The organism is Pseudomonas sp. B21-051 (genome assembly GCF_024748795.1).
In the GTDB taxonomy this organism is placed as follows: Bacteria; Pseudomonadota; Gammaproteobacteria; order Pseudomonadales; family Pseudomonadaceae; genus Aquipseudomonas; species Aquipseudomonas putida_A.
This window is the reverse complement of record NZ_CP087166.1, coordinates 270,937-286,272: the sequence shown is the minus strand read 5'-3', so window position 1 is coordinate 286,272 and position 15,336 is coordinate 270,937. Positions and strand designations below refer to the sequence as shown.

Annotated in this window: 12 protein-coding genes; 8 read left to right on the top strand and 4 right to left on the bottom strand. The window is 60.6% G+C overall.

Going from position 1 to position 15,336, the window contains the following annotated elements:
• Window positions 1-88 precede the first annotated feature (88 nt).
• Window positions 89-1,408: an LLM class flavin-dependent oxidoreductase gene (locus LOY52_RS01250; RefSeq protein ID WP_258677855.1), complete on the bottom strand. Its 1,320-nt coding sequence runs from the start codon at window positions 1,406-1,408 to the stop codon at window positions 89-91.
• 1 nt (window position 1,409) lies between these two features.
• Complete coding sequence (locus tag LOY52_RS01245) at window positions 1,410-3,635, bottom strand: TonB-dependent receptor (RefSeq protein ID WP_258677853.1); 2,226 nt, start codon at window positions 3,633-3,635, stop codon at window positions 1,410-1,412.
• Between the two features lie 205 nt (window positions 3,636-3,840).
• Here LOY52_RS01245 and LOY52_RS01240 point away from each other — a divergent pair, with 205 nt between their 5' ends.
• Window positions 3,841-4,878 carry a LacI family DNA-binding transcriptional regulator gene (locus tag LOY52_RS01240; protein ID WP_258677852.1) on the top strand — a complete coding sequence of 346 codons (1,038 nt, stop codon included), beginning with the start codon at window positions 3,841-3,843 and terminating at the stop codon, window positions 4,876-4,878.
• Window positions 4,879-5,192: 314 nt separating this feature from the next.
• Entirely contained in the window at window positions 5,193-5,453 is a 261-nt protein-coding gene (locus LOY52_RS01235) for a hypothetical protein (RefSeq protein WP_003220613.1), read from the top strand.
• Between the two features lie 24 nt (window positions 5,454-5,477).
• Here the strand turns inward: LOY52_RS01235 and betT are convergent, their stop codons facing one another.
• Window positions 5,478-7,439, bottom strand: a complete 1,962-nt coding sequence (gene betT, locus LOY52_RS01230) for a choline transporter BetT (protein ID WP_174377299.1) — start codon at window positions 7,437-7,439, stop codon at window positions 5,478-5,480.
• A gap of 402 nt (window positions 7,440-7,841) precedes the next feature.
• Window positions 7,842-8,768 (bottom strand): serine O-acetyltransferase EpsC, encoded by a 927-nt coding sequence (epsC, locus tag LOY52_RS01225; RefSeq protein WP_095137901.1) that lies wholly within the window; start codon window positions 8,766-8,768, stop codon window positions 7,842-7,844.
• A gap of 190 nt (window positions 8,769-8,958) precedes the next feature.
• On the opposite strand from epsC, the gene LOY52_RS01220 reads away from it, so the two are divergent.
• From LOY52_RS01220 to LOY52_RS01195, 6 genes are all read left to right on the top strand, one after another.
• Window positions 8,959-9,951, top strand: coding sequence for a D-cysteine desulfhydrase (locus tag LOY52_RS01220; RefSeq protein WP_258677849.1), 993 nt, complete (start codon window positions 8,959-8,961; stop codon window positions 9,949-9,951).
• 292 nt (window positions 9,952-10,243) lie between these two features.
• Window positions 10,244-11,044 carry a cystine ABC transporter substrate-binding protein gene (gene tcyJ, locus LOY52_RS01215; RefSeq protein WP_202370864.1) on the top strand — a complete coding sequence of 267 codons (801 nt, stop codon included), beginning with the start codon at window positions 10,244-10,246 and terminating at the stop codon, window positions 11,042-11,044.
• Window positions 11,044-11,709, top strand: a complete 666-nt coding sequence (gene tcyL / locus LOY52_RS01210; RefSeq protein WP_003220607.1) for a cystine ABC transporter permease — start codon at window positions 11,044-11,046, stop codon at window positions 11,707-11,709. The genes tcyJ and tcyL overlap by 1 nt, the downstream gene beginning before the upstream one ends.
• Before the next feature lie 4 nt (window positions 11,710-11,713).
• Window positions 11,714-12,463 (top strand): L-cystine ABC transporter ATP-binding protein TcyN, encoded by a 750-nt coding sequence (gene tcyN, locus LOY52_RS01205; protein WP_258677847.1) that lies wholly within the window; start codon window positions 11,714-11,716, stop codon window positions 12,461-12,463.
• 466 nt (window positions 12,464-12,929) lie between these two features.
• A complete protein-coding gene (locus tag LOY52_RS01200; protein WP_258677846.1) occupies window positions 12,930-13,700 on the top strand; it encodes a hypothetical protein in 771 nt (256 codons plus the stop codon).
• A gap of 394 nt (window positions 13,701-14,094) precedes the next feature.
• Window positions 14,095-15,336, top strand: coding sequence for an SfnB family sulfur acquisition oxidoreductase (locus tag LOY52_RS01195; RefSeq protein ID WP_258677845.1), 1,242 nt, complete (start codon window positions 14,095-14,097; stop codon window positions 15,334-15,336).

Below are 15,336 nucleotides of genomic sequence, written 5' to 3'. Positions count from 1 at the left end.
GAAATAGGTGTCGACTTCTTCGCGAGCGGGCTCGCTCCCACAGGTAAATGCATTCCAAATGTGGGAGCGAGCCTGCTCGCGAAGGGTGCTACACAAATCTATTGCCGGGTCGGCCCAGGCCCAGGTTCTCGCGCAAGGTCCGGCCCTCATACTCGGTTCTGAACAGACCACGCCGTTGCAGTTCCGGGACCACGCCATGGGCGAAATCTTCGAGCCCGCCCGGCAGGTGCGGCACCAGCACGTTGAAGCCGTCTGCCGCGCCCTGTTCGAACCATTCCTGCAAGCGATCGGCGATCTGCACCGGGGTGCCGATCAGGCTGTAATGCCCGCGCCCACCGGCAATCCTGCGGCCCAATTCGGCGAGGGTCAGATTCTCCCGCCCCGCCAGTTCAGTCAGCAATCTCTGCCGGCTCTGCTGGCCACTGTCGGTCAGCGGCAAATCCGGTAGCGGGCCGTCCAGCGGGTACTTCGACAAGTCGAAGTTGCCCAGCATACGCCCAAGCAACGCCACGCCAACCTCCGGTTCGACCAATTGCTGAAACGTTTCACATTTTTCCTGCGCTTCGGCTTCTGTCTGCCCGACGACGACAAACACCCCCGGCATGATTTTCAGCGAATCGGCACTGCGTCCGTACTTGGCCAGACGCCCCTTGAGGTCGGCGTAGAACGCCTGTGCGCCGGCCAGCGAAGTCTGCGCGGTGAACACCACCTCAGCGGTCTGCGCCGCCAGTCCACGCCCGGTTTCGGATGAACCGGCCTGCACAATCACCGGTTGCCCCTGCGGCGAGCGCGCCACGTTCAGCGGGCCTTTCACCCGAAAGTGCTCGCCGACGTGATCCAGCACGTGCAACTTCGCAGGGTCGTAATAGGCGCCACTGGCCTTGTCGCGGACAAAGGCATCGTCCTCCCAACTGTCCCACAGCCCGGTGACCACCTGATGAAACTCGCGGGCGCGGCTGTAGCGTTCGGCGTGACCGATGTGTTCATCGCGACCGAAATTCTGCGATTCAGCGGCGTTGTCCGAGGTCACCAGATTCCACCCGGCACGGCCGCCCGACAGATGATCGAGCGAAGCGAATTTGCGCGCCACGTGATACGGCTCGTTGTAGCTGGTGGTCGCCGTGGCGATCAGGCCGATGCGCTCGGTCACCGCGCTCAGGGCCGAGAGCAAGGTCAGCGGCTCGAAGTGATCCGAGCGCGCCATGCGGCTGGCGATGTCCTGGGTCGGCGCGGCAACGCTGTCGGCGACGAACAGCGTGTCGAATTTGGCCGCCTCGGCAATCTGCGCCAGACGCTTGTAGTGGGCGAAATCCAACCCGGCATTGGCCGGTACTTGCGGGTGACGCCACGCGGCGACGTGGTGCCCGGTGGCCATGAGAAACGCGCCGAGTTTCAGTTGTCTGCTCATCTCAGAAATCCTTGCGCAGTTGCACGCCGAAGTAGCGCTCGTCATCCCGTGGCACGGCGCGGTAGATGTAGCTGCCGCCGCTGGCCAGCAGCGGTGAGTAGGACTTGTCGGCGAGGTTCTTGCCCAGCAGCGCCACGCGCCAGCCGTTGCTGTAATCGGCGAGAGCGACGCTGGCATTCCAGATGCCGTAGGCGCCTTGCTTGGTGTCGGCGTTCTGGCTGATGTCGTACTGCACTTCGCTCTGCCAGCTGTAGTCGGTGCCGAGTTCGATATCGAGGCCGTTGTCCAGCGGGATGCTGTAGTCGGCACGCACGTAGCTTTTCCAGTCCGGGCTGAACGGCAATGGCTTGCCATTGACGTTGCAAGACGCCGCCGCACCTGCCGGGCAGCTGAATTGGTCGATGCGCGCGCGGGTGTAGGCCAGCGCCCCGGAGAACTTCAATTGCTGGGTCGCCTGCAAGGCGTAATCGAGTTCGACGCCTTCGGTGCTGACGCTGCCGGCGTTGATCAGGCGCGTCACCACTTGCCCGGCGACGGTGTCGAAAAAATTCGCCTGGTAGTTGTCGTAATCGCTGTGGAACACCGCGAGGTTGGTGGTCAGCCGGTTGTTCCAGCTGGTGGCCTTGATCCCCGCCTCCCAGGTATTGGAGGTTTCCGGTTTCAGCGCTTCAGTGTCACGCGGCTGCATGTTGAAGAACACGTTGTACGCCGGGCCTTTGTAGCCGCGCGAGTAGGTCAGGTACGTGGTGACGGCATCACTGAGGTCGTACTGCACGCCGAGCCGACCGGACCAGCCGTCCTCGTCTACCGAACCGGAACTGCTGGTCGCCGGTTGAATGCCACTGACCGTGGTCGCCGAGGTCGAGACGCGGCGGTGATCGTATTCAAGATCATCGTGGGTGTAGCGCAGACCGGCGATGCCACGAAAGTCCGAGGTGAAGTTCAGCGTGGCTTCGCCGAACGCGGCGTAGCTGTCGCTGGTGGTGCTGTAATCGGCGACGCCACGGTCGGTGCGCGTGGTGGTGGTCAAGGTGCGCTGATAGGTCTCGTCGTCCTTGCCGTGCATGTAGAACAGGCCGCCAACGTATTCGATGAACTCACCTCTCGGCGAGGCCAGGCGCAGCTCCTGCGAGTACTGATCGAAGGCCAGATCGCCCTTGTCGGCGGTGCCGGGAAACGCTGCGCTGATCGTGCTCAGCCGATCGCCATCCTGATATTGGGTGTTGTCCCAGCCGCGCCACGCGGTGATCGAGGTCAGGGTGTAATCACCCAGTTGCCAGTCGAGCTGGCCGGACAGGCCTTTGTTGGTGTCCTCGACGTGGCTGCGGGTGTCGGTGTTGATGTCGCGGTTGTGGCCGCTGGCGTAGACCGGGCTCAACGCGTTGGCGAAGGCCGGGGTCAGCGACTTGCTGACGACGCCGTTGGGGCCGTCGTCGTGGGACTGCATGTAGTCGGCGATCAGGGTGAAGGTCACGTCGTCATTCGGGGTGAATTCAAGCTTGCCGCGCACGCCGCGATGGTTGTAGCCGTTGACCTCCTGGCCGTTGTATTTGTTGTCGACGTTGCCGTCGTAGCTGCTGACCAAAGTGCTGATCGAGCCCTTCAACGTATCCGGAATCAGGCTACCGCCAATGCCGAAGCGGGTGCGGCTTTCGTTACCGCTGTAGTACGACTGGTCGATGTAGCCGTGGGTCTCGTTGGTTGGCGCCTTGCTGGTGATGTTGAGCACACCGGCCGAGGCGTTCTTGCCGAACAGCGTGCCTTGCGGGCCACGCAGCACTTCGACGCGCTCCAGATCCAGCAGGTCGAGGGTCGATTGACCGGGACGCGCATAGACCACGCCATCGATCACCGTGGCCACCGTTGGCTCGACGCCGGGCGAGGTGGAAATCGTGCCGACGCCACGGACGAACAACGAGGTGTCCTTGTTCGAGGCACCGGTGCGGAAATTCAGCGACGGCACTTGCTGGACGATGCTCGCCACGCCGTTGCGGTTGTCGCGCTCCAGTTGTTCGCCGTCGATCACCGACACTGCCACCGGCACCTTCTGCAGCGACTCTTCGCGGCGGGTGGCGGTGACCGTGACGGACTTGAGGGTCGGCTCCTGATCGCTGCTGTCGGCAGCAAAAGCATTAGGCAGCGGCAACACCGCCAGCCCGGTGAAAATCCAGCCAGCGGCGCGAATCGACTGCGCCAGTTTGTGTGTCGCCCCAGGAATGTTGTGCATGTTTGCCCGCTCGAAATTGGCCCTGAACCGCTGCCGTTCTGCGACGACAGCGCCTGAATCGGTGTCTTGGGCATTCGCTCGAGCGAGTAGCAGACAATGCGCTTTGTTAGCGCTAACATCGCCAGTATTGGCAAGCTAGGCATAGAGCGTCCAATACTGAAAAATTACTTTTATATGCGTTTTGGTTTTTAAGAAGGATCGAGCCTTGAGCCAGGAAAAGCCCCGAAAACGCCGTGGTGCCGGACGCGTGACCCTGAATGCAGTGGCGCGCGAGGCTGGCGTTTCGGCGATAACCGTGTCGCGCTATTTCAATCAGCCGGAAACCGTCTCGCCTGAGCGCCGCGAGCGCATTGCAGCAGTAGTCGCCGAGCTGGGTTATGTGCCGAATCTGGTGGCCGGCGGCCTGGCCTCGGCGCGAGGGAAAATCGTCGGCATGGTGATTCCGAACATCTCCGGGCCGATCTTTGCCAACACCATTCAGGGCTTCAGCGACACCCTCAGCCGCCACGGTTATCAACTGCTGCTGGCGTCGAGTTACTTCAGTACCGAACAGGAAGAAAACGCCGTGCGCGCGTTTCTCGGCTGGTCACCGGCGGCGCTGGTGCTGACCAGCCACTTCCACAGTTCGGGCACGGAAAAAATGATCGCCGAGGCGGAGATTCCGGTGATCGAAACCTGGGATTACCAGCCGGATCGCGAGCCGATGCAGATCGGCTTTTCGCACTATGAAGTCGGCGTGACCGCTGCGCGTTATCTGCACGACAAAGGCTATCGTCGCATCGCCTTCGTACAGAACAGTGCCGCCGGCGACCTCAGTGCCTTGGAACGTCGCGACGGTTACGCCACCACCCTGCGTGAGTTCGGACTGCAGCCGTGGGTGTTCGCCCCGGACGCCGACCGTGCGCCGTTCGAAGCCGGCAAGCAGGCAATGGAGGCGCTGATGAACGCCTCCCCGCGCCCCGACGCGATCATCTTCGCCAACGACAACCTCGCCGCAGGCGGCTTGCTCGCCGGGCAACGCGCAGGCATCAAGATCCCCGAAGACTGCGCCGTGCTCGGCTTCGGCGATTACCCGTTCGCCGAAATGCTGTTGCCGAGCCTGAGCACGATCAAACCCCCGGCACTGGAGATCGGCGTGCTGGCAGCGACGCGAGTGCTGGAAAGCCTTGGCGTATTGCCGAGCGATGAGGTGCAGCGGTTGAACCTGCTGCAGTGCCAAATGATCGAGCGCGAAAGTACATGATTTCAACAACCCCTGTAGGAGCTGCCGCAGGCTGCGATCTTTTGATTCTGGCTTTTAAAGGCGAAAGATCGCAGCCTGCGGCAGCTCCTACAGTGTCTTCGTTATGCCGACAATTGAGCCTGGCTTGAATTGATGTGGGCTGAATTGGCTATGCTCTAAAAAACACCGAGTTGGCCCTATCGCGAGCAGGCTCGCTCCCACAGAGATCAGCTGTGAACACGGAATCAGTGAACAATCGAGGTCCATTGTGGGAGCGAGCCTGCTCGCGATAAGGCCCAGCCATACAACACATCCCTACCAGGCAGATCCCGATCATGCACACCGCCATCATCATCTTCTTCGGTCTGGTCCTGCTCGCCCTGATGCTCTACATCGGTGAGCGCGTCGGTTTCAGCCGGCAGACGTTGGCCTACAGCTTCGCCGCGCTGTGGCTGGCGTTGACGGTGATCAATGGTGCGGTGGGGGTGGTGCATGCCGGGCAGCCGCTGGGTTCGGAGATCGCAGTGGGCAGTGCGGTGTTCGGGGTGCCGATGGCGGCGATGGTGTTGTTCATGGTGCTGAGCGCCGAGTCGTGAAACGTCCCGGCGCTCAGTTGCCGATCAACGCACCAGATGCAGGAACTGCATGTGACGCTCGTACTGGTCGAGGATGTCGTTGATGATCTGCTCTTTGGTATAGCCGACCAGATCGTAGTCCTGACTGCCCTCGCTCAAGTGCACTTCAGCGCGGTAATAGCGGCGGTTGTTGAGCTGCTTGGAACCCATGCCACCCCGGGCGAACGACGGCGTGAAGTAGCCGCGCATCTGCACCTGGTAGATGAACGGATGCTGCTCACCGTGGCCGATTTCCAAGCTGATGTTGTCGTGCGCCGGATCCGGCTGAGTGACCACGTTCAAGCCCTTCTCGACGAATACCGCCGTCACTTCTTCAATCGCCGGGCGCACCGTGGTGTCCATGAAGCGGTACACCTCGTCACGCGACGGGAAGTGCACCGCCTGACTGAGACGTTGGCGCCAGCCGCCCGTGCCACGCCGCGAACCGGAGACCGGTGCCAGCGAATGCAGTTGCGCGATCTGCTTCTGCGATTCCAGATAGAACGCCTTGTGCAGGCCCCACATCATCAGCAGCAAAATCATCGAAAACGGCAGCGAGGTCAGCACCACCGCCGATTTCAGCGCATCGATGCTGCCGGAGAACAGCAGTGCACTGGTCACCAGCGCGGTCATCGCGCCCCAGAACACTCGCAGCCATTTCGGCCCGTCTTCGTCCGGGTTACCACCCTTGGCCGACAGCGTCGAGAGCACCACGGTGCCGGAGTCGGCGGAAGTGACGAAGAACACGAAGCTGATGAACACCGTCACCGCGATGACGGTCTTGCTCCACGGGTAGGTTTCCAGCAGCAGGTAAAGGCTCATCGACGGATTGTCGAGGGCCGACATGCCCAGCGCCGACATGCCGTGATTGAGCACCTGATCAATCGCACTGTTGCCGAAAATCGACATCCACGCCAGGGTGAAACCGAGCGGAATCAGCAGCACGCCGAAGACAAATTCGCGGATGGTGCGGCCACGGGAAATCCGCGCGATAAACAGGCCCACGAACGGCGACCATGCGATCCACCAGGCCCAGTAGAACACCGTCCAGCCACCGAGCCAGTCGCTTGGTTTGTCGTAGGCGTAGAGGTCGAAACTCTTCATCGGCAACGCGCCGAGGTAATCGCCGAGGTTCTGGATCAGCGTGTTGAGCAGATGCTGGGTGGGGCCTGCGAACAACACGAACAGCAGCAGCGCACAGGCCAGCAGCATGTTGATGTCGGACATGACTCGCACGCCCTTATCCACACCCGACACGGCGACGATGATCGCCGCACCCATCATCAGCGTGATCAGGCCGACCTGAATCCATTGGGTGTGAGCGATGCCGAACAGGTAGTCGAGACCGGAGTTGAGGTGCAATACGCCGAAGCCCATGTCGGCACCCAGACCGAACACCGTGGCGATGATGCCGAAGCCGTCCACCGCGTAACCGATGGGGCCGTTGATGCGCTTGCCGATCAGCGGGTACAGCGCCGAACGCAAGGCCAGCGGCAGGTTATGCCGGTAAGCGAAATAGGCCAGCGCCATACCGACGAAGGCGAACACGCCCCAGCCGTGCAGGCCCCAGTGCAGAAACAGAATCTGCATCGCCTGCCGCGCCGCATCGGCAGTGCCGGCCTCGCCTTGCGGCGGTTGCAACATGTGGGTCAGCGGTTCGGACACGCAGAAGAAGAACAGCGTGATACTGATCCCGGCGGCGAACAGCATGCCGGCCCAGGACAGGTAACTGAACTCGGGTTCGTCGTGGTCGGCACCGAGTTTTATCTTGCCGTAGCCCGATAACGCGGTGACCACCACGAAGACCAGATACAGGGTCATCGCGAGCATGTAGTACCAGCCGACCGTATTGGCCGCCCAGTTTTGCGCAGCCAGCAACCAGGCACCGGCCTGCTCCGGCATGGCGATGACAACCAGACCAAACAGCAGAATCACCGTCGCGGCGAAGTAGAACACCGGCGGATTCATGCGTACCAGACCGCTGGCGGGGGTGGACGATGCACTCATGAAACGTGCACCTCGAGGGGTTGAAACGTGGCTGAAATGATCGGACTCAGCAAAGGCAAGCCTCCTGTTGTGAGCGGGCAGCGAACCACCGGTTTAACTTGAATGAACGTTCAAGTTAAACATGGATAGGGTGGTAAGGACTAATCGCAGGGCCAGGCGGTAGTTTTCCTACAGTAGCCCAAGGAGGGGTATGACGCGGGTTTGAGGGGATTCGTTCAATGGAGAATTGGCTGAATGCCATTATCTCGATCTGACCAAAAAAACCATTCGCGAGCAGGCTCGCTCCCACATTTGAAACGCATTCCAGTGTGGGAGCGAGCCTGCTCGCGAAGAGGCCTGACGCGGCAACGCAGATTCAGGAACTTACTTCTGCGTCCCGTCATCATGCTGCAGATTGGCCTGAGTCAGGTTGCTCCCCGCCGGCACGCTGCGCGTCAGCCACACATTACCGCCGATGGTCGACCCCTGGCCGATGGTGATCCGCCCGAGAATCGTCGCTCCGGCGTAAATCACCACGTCATCCTCGACAATCGGATGCCGTGGATGGCCCTTCTGCAACTGCCCGTCTTCATCCGCCGGGAAGCGCTTGGCACCCAGAGTCACGGCCTGATATATCCGCACCCGCTCGCCGATGATCGCGGTCTCGCCGATCACCACACCCGTACCGTGGTCGATGAAGAAACTGCGGCCGATCTGCGCGCCTGGATGGATATCGATGCCGGTGGCCGAGTGCGCAATCTCCGCGCTGATTCGCGCGAGTAACGGCAACCCGGCGCGATACAAATGGTGCGCCAGACGATGGTGAATCACCGCCAGAATCCCCGGATAGCACAGCAACACTTCATCGACGCTGCGTGCCGCCGGATCGCCGTGATAGGCGGCCAGCACGTCGGTATCGAGCAGGCTGCGCAGGCCCGGCAAGGCCAGGGCAAAATCCTGAATGATGCGGATCGCCTGAGCTTCGACATCAGCATCACCTTGAGCGCTGTGCCGTGCGACATAACGCAACTCCAGCCGCGCCTGCGCCAGTAAGGCATTCAATGAGGTATCGAGGGTGTGGCCGACATAGAAGTCCTCACTTTCCTCACGCAGATCCACCGGCCCCAGCCGCATCGGGAACAACGCACCACACAGCGCCTCGAGAATCTCGGCCATCGCCGCGCGGGACGGTAACTCGCGACCACCCTGCTCGCCGCTGGCCCGGCCATTCTGGGTACGCCACTGATCCCGCGCGGTACGCAGTTGGCTGACGATGGTCTGCAATTGCCAATGGCTGGAACGCTCGCTCACGGTAAAGACTCCTCACGGGCGGCCGGACGGTCTGGCCGCGTCAACGGCGACTACTTTACGGCATGCCCGCGAGGGCGAATTAAGAACCGATAGTACTGGGCTAAGCACATTTGGCTATAAGCAATTCACGGTTGCCCCGCTAAAACGGCCTGCCTATAGTCCTGTCATCTTCCTCCGCCAGTACGGACTCATGATCAAACAACAGCTGGATCGCTTTAACCGTCTCGACCTGCTCGGCCAACCCACGCCACTGGAAAAACTCGAACGCCTGTCCGCCTGGCTGGGCCGCGAGGTGTACATCAAACGCGATGACCTGACGCCGCTGGCCATGGGCGGCAACAAGCTGCGCAAACTCGAATACCTCGCCGCCGATGCCCTCGCCCAGGGCGCCGACACGCTGATCACCGCCGGCGCCCTGCAATCGAACCACGTGCGCCAGACCGCCGCGCTGGCGGCCAAACTTGGCCTGGGTTGCGTGGCGCTGTTGGAGAATCCGCTGGGCACCGACGACAGCAACTACACCGGTAACGGCAACCGCCTGCTGCTCGACCTGTTCGACACCAAAGTCGAGCTGGTGGACAACCTCGATAACGCCGACGAACAACTCGCCGCCCTCGCCGTGCGCCTGCGCAGCAATGGCAAGAAGCCGTATCTGGTGCCGATCGGTGGCTCGAACGCCCTTGGTGCATTGGGCTACGTACGTGCCGGCCTGGAACTGGCCGAGCAGATCAAGGACACCGGCCTGAATTTCGCAGCCGTGGTGCTGGCCTCGGGCAGCGCCGGGACCCACAGCGGTCTGGCGCTGGCCTTGAGCGAAGCGCTGCCGCAGTTGCCAGTAATCGGCGTGACGGTCTCGCGCAGCGAAGAAGATCAGCGCCCGAAAGTGCAGGGTCTGGCCGAGCGCACGGCGGAGCTGCTGGGCGTGAAATTGCCGGAGAGCTTCAAGATCGAGTTGTGGGATGAATATTTCGGCCCGCGTTATGGCGAACCCAATGCCGGGACACTGGCGGCGGTGAAACTGTTGGCCAGTCAGGACGCGGTGCTGCTCGACCCGGTATACACCGGCAAGGCCATGGCCGGGTTGCTCGACGGGATCGGCCGCCAGCGTTTCAACGAGGGCCCGATCATCTTCCTGCATACCGGTGGGGCGCCGGCGTTGTTTGCGTATCGGGATTTTCTGTAACCGGTAGATCAAAAGATCGCAGCCTGCGGCAGCTCCTACAGGAGTAGGCATTTCAAATGTGGGAGCTGCCGCAGGCTGCGATCTTTTTCGCGAACAGCGAATATTCCATAAAAGAATAACATTTCAAATATTAAGTATTTTCAAGTCTAAAGAAGACATCTTATAGTCTCGCCGCAGGCGAATTTCGGGCAAGACGCATAAGCTGCTTTAGGGCACGATAACGCAGTCGTTGAATTCCCGGATTCGCCAACTTTCCTTAAGCGTCTTCCATAAGAAAACACAGGGGCTTGTCATGAATTTTTCCGCACTACGTCGCAATCTGCTGGTAGGTTCGCTGGGCCTTGCACTGAGCGCCGGCCTGATCGGCCAGGCATCCGCCGGTGAGCAACTGCAACAGATCAAGGACAAAGGCGTTATCAACGTCGGCCTGGAAGGCACTTACCCACCGTTCAGCTTCGTTGACGCCGACGGCAAGCTGTCCGGTTTCGAAGTCGAACTCTCCGAAGCCCTGGCGCAAAAGCTGGGCGTCAAAGCCAAGATTCAACCGACCAAGTGGGACGGTATCCTCGCTGCGCTGGAATCCAAGCGTCTGGACGTCGTCGTCAACCAGGTGACCATCTCCGACGAGCGCAAGAAGAAGTATGACTTCTCCGAGCCGTACACCGTTTCCGGGATTCAGGCGCTGGTGCTGAAGGACAAGGAAGCCAAGTTGAACATCAAGACTGCCGCCGACCTGTCCGGCAAGAAAGTCGGTGTCGGCCTGGGCACCAACTACGAACAGTGGGTCCGCGCCAACGTGCCGGGCGCTGACGTGCGTACCTACGACGATGATCCGACCAAGTTCGCCGACCTGAACAACGGCCGCACCGACGCCATCCTGATCGACCGTCTGGCTGCGCTTGAATACGCCAAGAAAGCCCCGAAAACCGTGGCTGCCGGTGAAGCATTCTCCCGTCAGGAATCCGGTATCGCCCTGCGCAAAGGCGAACCTGAGCTGTTGGCGGCGGTGAACAAGGCTCTCGACGAGCTGCGTGCCGACGGTACCCTTGAGAAGCTGTCGAAGAAATACTTCAACGCTGACGTCACCAAATAATGGAAGAAGCTTTCCAACTCGCACTGGACTCCGCGCCCTTTCTGCTCAAGGGCGCGTATTACACGGTCATCCTCAGTCTGGGCGGCATGTTCTTCGGCTTGCTGCTGGGCTTCGGCCTTGCCTTGATGCGCCTGTCGCGCTTCAAACTGGTGAGCTGGATTGCCCGCATCTACGTGTCGTTCTTTCGCGGCACGCCGTTGCTGGTGCAACTGTTCGTGATCTATTACGGCTTGCCGCAATTGGGTCTGGAACTGGATCCGCTGCCGGCGGCGCTGATCGGCTTCTCGCTGAACATGGCTGCCTACGCCTGTGAAATCCTCCGTGCGGCAATCGGTTCGATCGAGCGCGGCCAGTGGGAAGCCGCCGCAAGCATCGGCATGACCCGCGCGCAAACCTTGCGCCGGGCCATTCTGCCGCAGGCCATGCGCACGGCGCTGCCGCCGCTGGGCAACAGCTTCATTTCGCTGGTCAAGGACACGGCACTGGCCGCCACCATTCAGGTGCCGGAACTGTTCCGCCAGGCGCAACTGATTACCGCCCGGACTTTCGAAGTCTTCACCATGTATCTTGCCGCCGCGCTGATCTACTGGATTCTGGCCACGGTGCTGTCGCACCTGCAGAACAAGTTGGAAGAGCGGGCCAATCGGCACGACCAGGAGTCCTGACCCCATGATTGTCGTGGAAAAACTGACAAAGCAGTTCAAGGGTCAAGAGGTGCTCAAAGGCATCGATCTTGAGGTGAAGGAAGGCGAGGTCGTGGCCATCATCGGCCCTAGCGGCTCGGGCAAGACCACGTTCCTGCGCTGCCTGAATTTCCTTGAACAACCCACCAGCGGCCGGATCAAGGTCGGCGATATCGAGATCGATACCAGCCGCCCGCTGAGCCAGCAACAGAGTCTGGTGCGCAACCTGCGCCAGCACGTGGGTTTCGTGTTCCAGAACTTCAACCTGTTCCCCCACCGCACCGCACTGGAAAACGTCATCGAAGGGCCGATCGTGGTCAAGAAGATGGCGCGCGAGCAGGCCGTTGCCCTGGGCATGAAGCTGCTGGCCAAGGTCGGTCTGGCCGGCAAGGAAGATGCGTATCCGCGTCGTCTGTCCGGTGGTCAGCAACAGCGCGTGGCGATTGCCCGGGCGCTGGCGATGGAGCCGGAAGTGATCCTGTTCGACGAGCCGACCTCGGCCCTCGACCCGGAACTGGTGGGCGAAGTACTGGCGACTATTCGCGGTCTCGCGCAAGAAAAACGCACCATGGTCATTGTCACCCACGAAATGGGTTTTGCCCGCGACGTGGCCAACCGTGTGGTGTTTTTCGACAAGGGCGTGATCGTCGAGCAAGGCGAAGCCAAGGCGTTGTTTGCAAATCCGAAAGAAGAACGCACTAAACAGTTTCTCAGCAAGTTCCTGAATCACGCCTGAGATACTTATTGCCTTGAGTCATTAACTTCCATGGACGGAAGTTTTACTTACCCCGCTTGAAAAACCCCAAATCCCTTCAGCTTAAATCTGTCAAAACAATACATATATGTTCTGCAACAGATACACGTGATCTGCGGCGCGCTTTCGTGCCTGTGAAATGATTTAAACGGGCCAGCAAAAAATCGCAAAAACTCGCGAAAAACCGTAGTTCCATTCGCCATCAATGCTAGGCAGCATGCCTCATCAGCGTAGGACGCTTCTGATTAACCCGTAATTCATGGATTAACTAATACGCTCTATTGACACTCTTTCCCGCACGCTCTTATCTAGTCGGCAACCGGCACCCATTAGTTGAATCAATCCGTACTCAGCCCGAACAAAAGTTCACGGTTGCATTACCGATTCATCACGCCTTTTGTTTTTTCAAGAAACGGAATTCGCCGCAAGACTTCAAGGAGAGAACCCGATGACCCGCACTTTGCATACCGCCGAACTGGCAGCGCCGAACCTCGCATCCGCACACAACAACGCGATCAACCTGGCGGCGGCCGCGCACTTGCTGATTGATGTGCTGCCCTACCCCGGCATGGACGCCGGTGATCTGATCGAACTGTTCTGGAACAACTGCTACGTCGCCTCGCGGGTCTTGACCAGCGAAGACGTCGGCGCAACGGTCAGCCTGCGGGTGCCGGAAAGCTTTATCGCCAGTGGCACTGCACGGATCCACTATCGGGTAATGCAGATCGGTCAGGGACCAGCGCTGTCGGCGGCAACGCGGGTCCAGGTCAAGCTCGACTGCCCTGGCGGCCAGCCTTCGCCGCTCTGCGGTGACGAGAATCAGCAACTGGCACCCGTCTCGCTGCCCGACACCATTCGCCGCCAGGGCGTGAACCCCAGTCAGATCAAACGCGGTGTGCCACTGACCATCGAACCCTACCTGAACATGGCCGAGGACGACGCGATCACCTTGCGCTGGGGCGACGTGCGCATGGACCTGGCCCGGATCACTGCAGCCGATGTCGGCCTGCCGATTCAGGTCTGGGTGCCACCGGCGGTGATCGTCGAAGGAGGTGAGGATCTGCGTCTGGACGTGACCTACTGCATCATCGACTGGGTGGGCAACAACTCACGCTGGGCACCGCCGCGGACGCTGAAGATCGGCTGTGTGAATCCTTATCTGAAACTGCCGTTGCGCCAGGATCTGAAGGCTGCTGAATCGCGCAAAGAAGAACGCTGAACTTTGTGGCGAGGGAGCTCGCTCCCGCTGGGGTGCGAAGGGCCCCCCAGAACCTGCGCACTGCGTTCATTCAATTGAAAGGTGGGATCAGGTTTCGCGACTGCTGCGCAGCCGAACGGGACGGTGCGACGATTCGACAAGCTCCTTGCCACAGATCCAGCCACCGAAGTTGTTAACCAACCCGACCACCGCCCCTTCTATACATATTCCTAAAAGTTAGTTTATTTAATATTTATACACGCTTAGGGTATATGAACCGGACCACCGGACATTCTTTCGTTCGCCGCACTTTTGCGGCGTTTTTCATGAGATGTGAGGTAGGTAGTATGGTCCGGAACACAATCACCCCAGTGCAGATCGCCAGGGCATTGCGTGCAGCCAAGGAGCGGCACTGATGTCCAGTCTGGCAGACGCAAACGTCCAGTCGGATCTGGACATCGCCCCACTGTTGTTGCCTGCGCAGGTGTTGCGCAACGACGCCCAAGCCATCAAGGCTGCTCACGATCTGGCGCAAGTTGCCCGTGCGCAGGCCGCCAAACGTGATCGTCAGCGCAAGCTGCCGTGGTCGGAAATCGAACAGTTCACCCGCAGCGGCCTCGGCAGCATTGCCATCCCGCGTGAGTACGGCGGCCCACAGGTTTCATTCGTCACATTGGCCGAAGTGTTCGCGATCATTTCCGCGGCCGATCCGGCACTGGGACAGATCCCGCAGAACCAGTTCGGCATCATCAATCTGGTACTCGGCAGCGCCACCGAAGCGCAGAAAAAACAGCTGTTCCAGAGTGTTCTGGAAGGCTGGCGGATCGGCAATGCGGGTCCTGAGCGCGGCACCAAAAACACCCTGGAATTGAAAGCGCGCATCACCGCCGACGGCGATGACTACGTGATCAACGGCCAGAAGTTTTATTCCACCGGCGCGCTGTTCGCGCACTGGGTGGCGGTCAAGGCGCTCAATGACGACGGCAAGCAAGTGCTGGCCTTCGTCCGCCGTGGCACCCCGGGCCTGCGCATCGTTGATGACTGGTCGGGTTTCGGTCAGCGCACCACCGCCAGCGGCACGATTCTGCTGAACAACGTGCGCGTCGAGTCGAGCCTGGTGGTCGACAACTGGAAGATCAACGAGAAGCCCAATACTCAAGGCGCCGTGTCGCAGCTGATTCAGGCAGCCATCGACGCCGGCATCGCCCGTGGCGCCATCGATGATGCCATCGAATTCGTCAAAACCCGCGCGCGGCCATGGATCGACGCCAAGGTCGAACGCGCCAGCGATGACCTCTACGTGATCGCCGACATCGGCAAACTGAAAATCGAACTGCACGCCGCCGAAGCCCTGCTGCGCAAGGCCGGGCAAGTGCTGGATCAGGTGCACGCCGCACCGCTCACCGCCGAGTCGGCCGCCCGCGCCTCGATTGCCGTGGCCGAGGCCAAAGTGCTGACCACCGAGATCTCGCTGCAAGCCAGCGAAAAACTCTTCGAACTGGCCGGCAGCCGCGCGACCCTCGCCGAATTCAATCTCGACCGACACTGGCGCAACGCCCGGGTGCACACCCTGCACGACCCGGTGCGCTGGAAATATCACGCGGTCGGCGCCTATCGCCTGAACGGCACTTTGCCGGCCCGCCATTCCTGGATCTGA

Coding starts and splice junctions, on each gene's coding strand:
- LOY52_RS01195 (WP_258677845.1), top strand. CDS start 14,095: ATGTCCAGTCTGGCAGACGCAAACGTCCAGTCGGATCTGGACATCGCC.
- LOY52_RS01220 (WP_258677849.1), top strand. CDS start 8,959: ATGATCAAACAACAGCTGGATCGCTTTAACCGTCTCGACCTGCTCGGC.
- tcyJ (WP_202370864.1), top strand. CDS start 10,244: ATGAATTTTTCCGCACTACGTCGCAATCTGCTGGTAGGTTCGCTGGGC.
- LOY52_RS01245 (WP_258677853.1), bottom strand. CDS start 3,635: ATGCACAACATTCCTGGGGCGACACACAAACTGGCGCAGTCGATTCGC.
- LOY52_RS01200 (WP_258677846.1), top strand. CDS start 12,930: ATGACCCGCACTTTGCATACCGCCGAACTGGCAGCGCCGAACCTCGCA.
- LOY52_RS01235 (WP_003220613.1), top strand. CDS start 5,193: ATGCACACCGCCATCATCATCTTCTTCGGTCTGGTCCTGCTCGCCCTG.
- LOY52_RS01250 (WP_258677855.1), bottom strand. CDS start 1,408: ATGAGCAGACAACTGAAACTCGGCGCGTTTCTCATGGCCACCGGGCAC.
- betT (WP_174377299.1), bottom strand. CDS start 7,439: ATGAATCCGCCGGTGTTCTACTTCGCCGCGACGGTGATTCTGCTGTTT.
- tcyN (WP_258677847.1), top strand. CDS start 11,714: ATGATTGTCGTGGAAAAACTGACAAAGCAGTTCAAGGGTCAAGAGGTG.
- tcyL (WP_003220607.1), top strand. CDS start 11,044: ATGGAAGAAGCTTTCCAACTCGCACTGGACTCCGCGCCCTTTCTGCTC.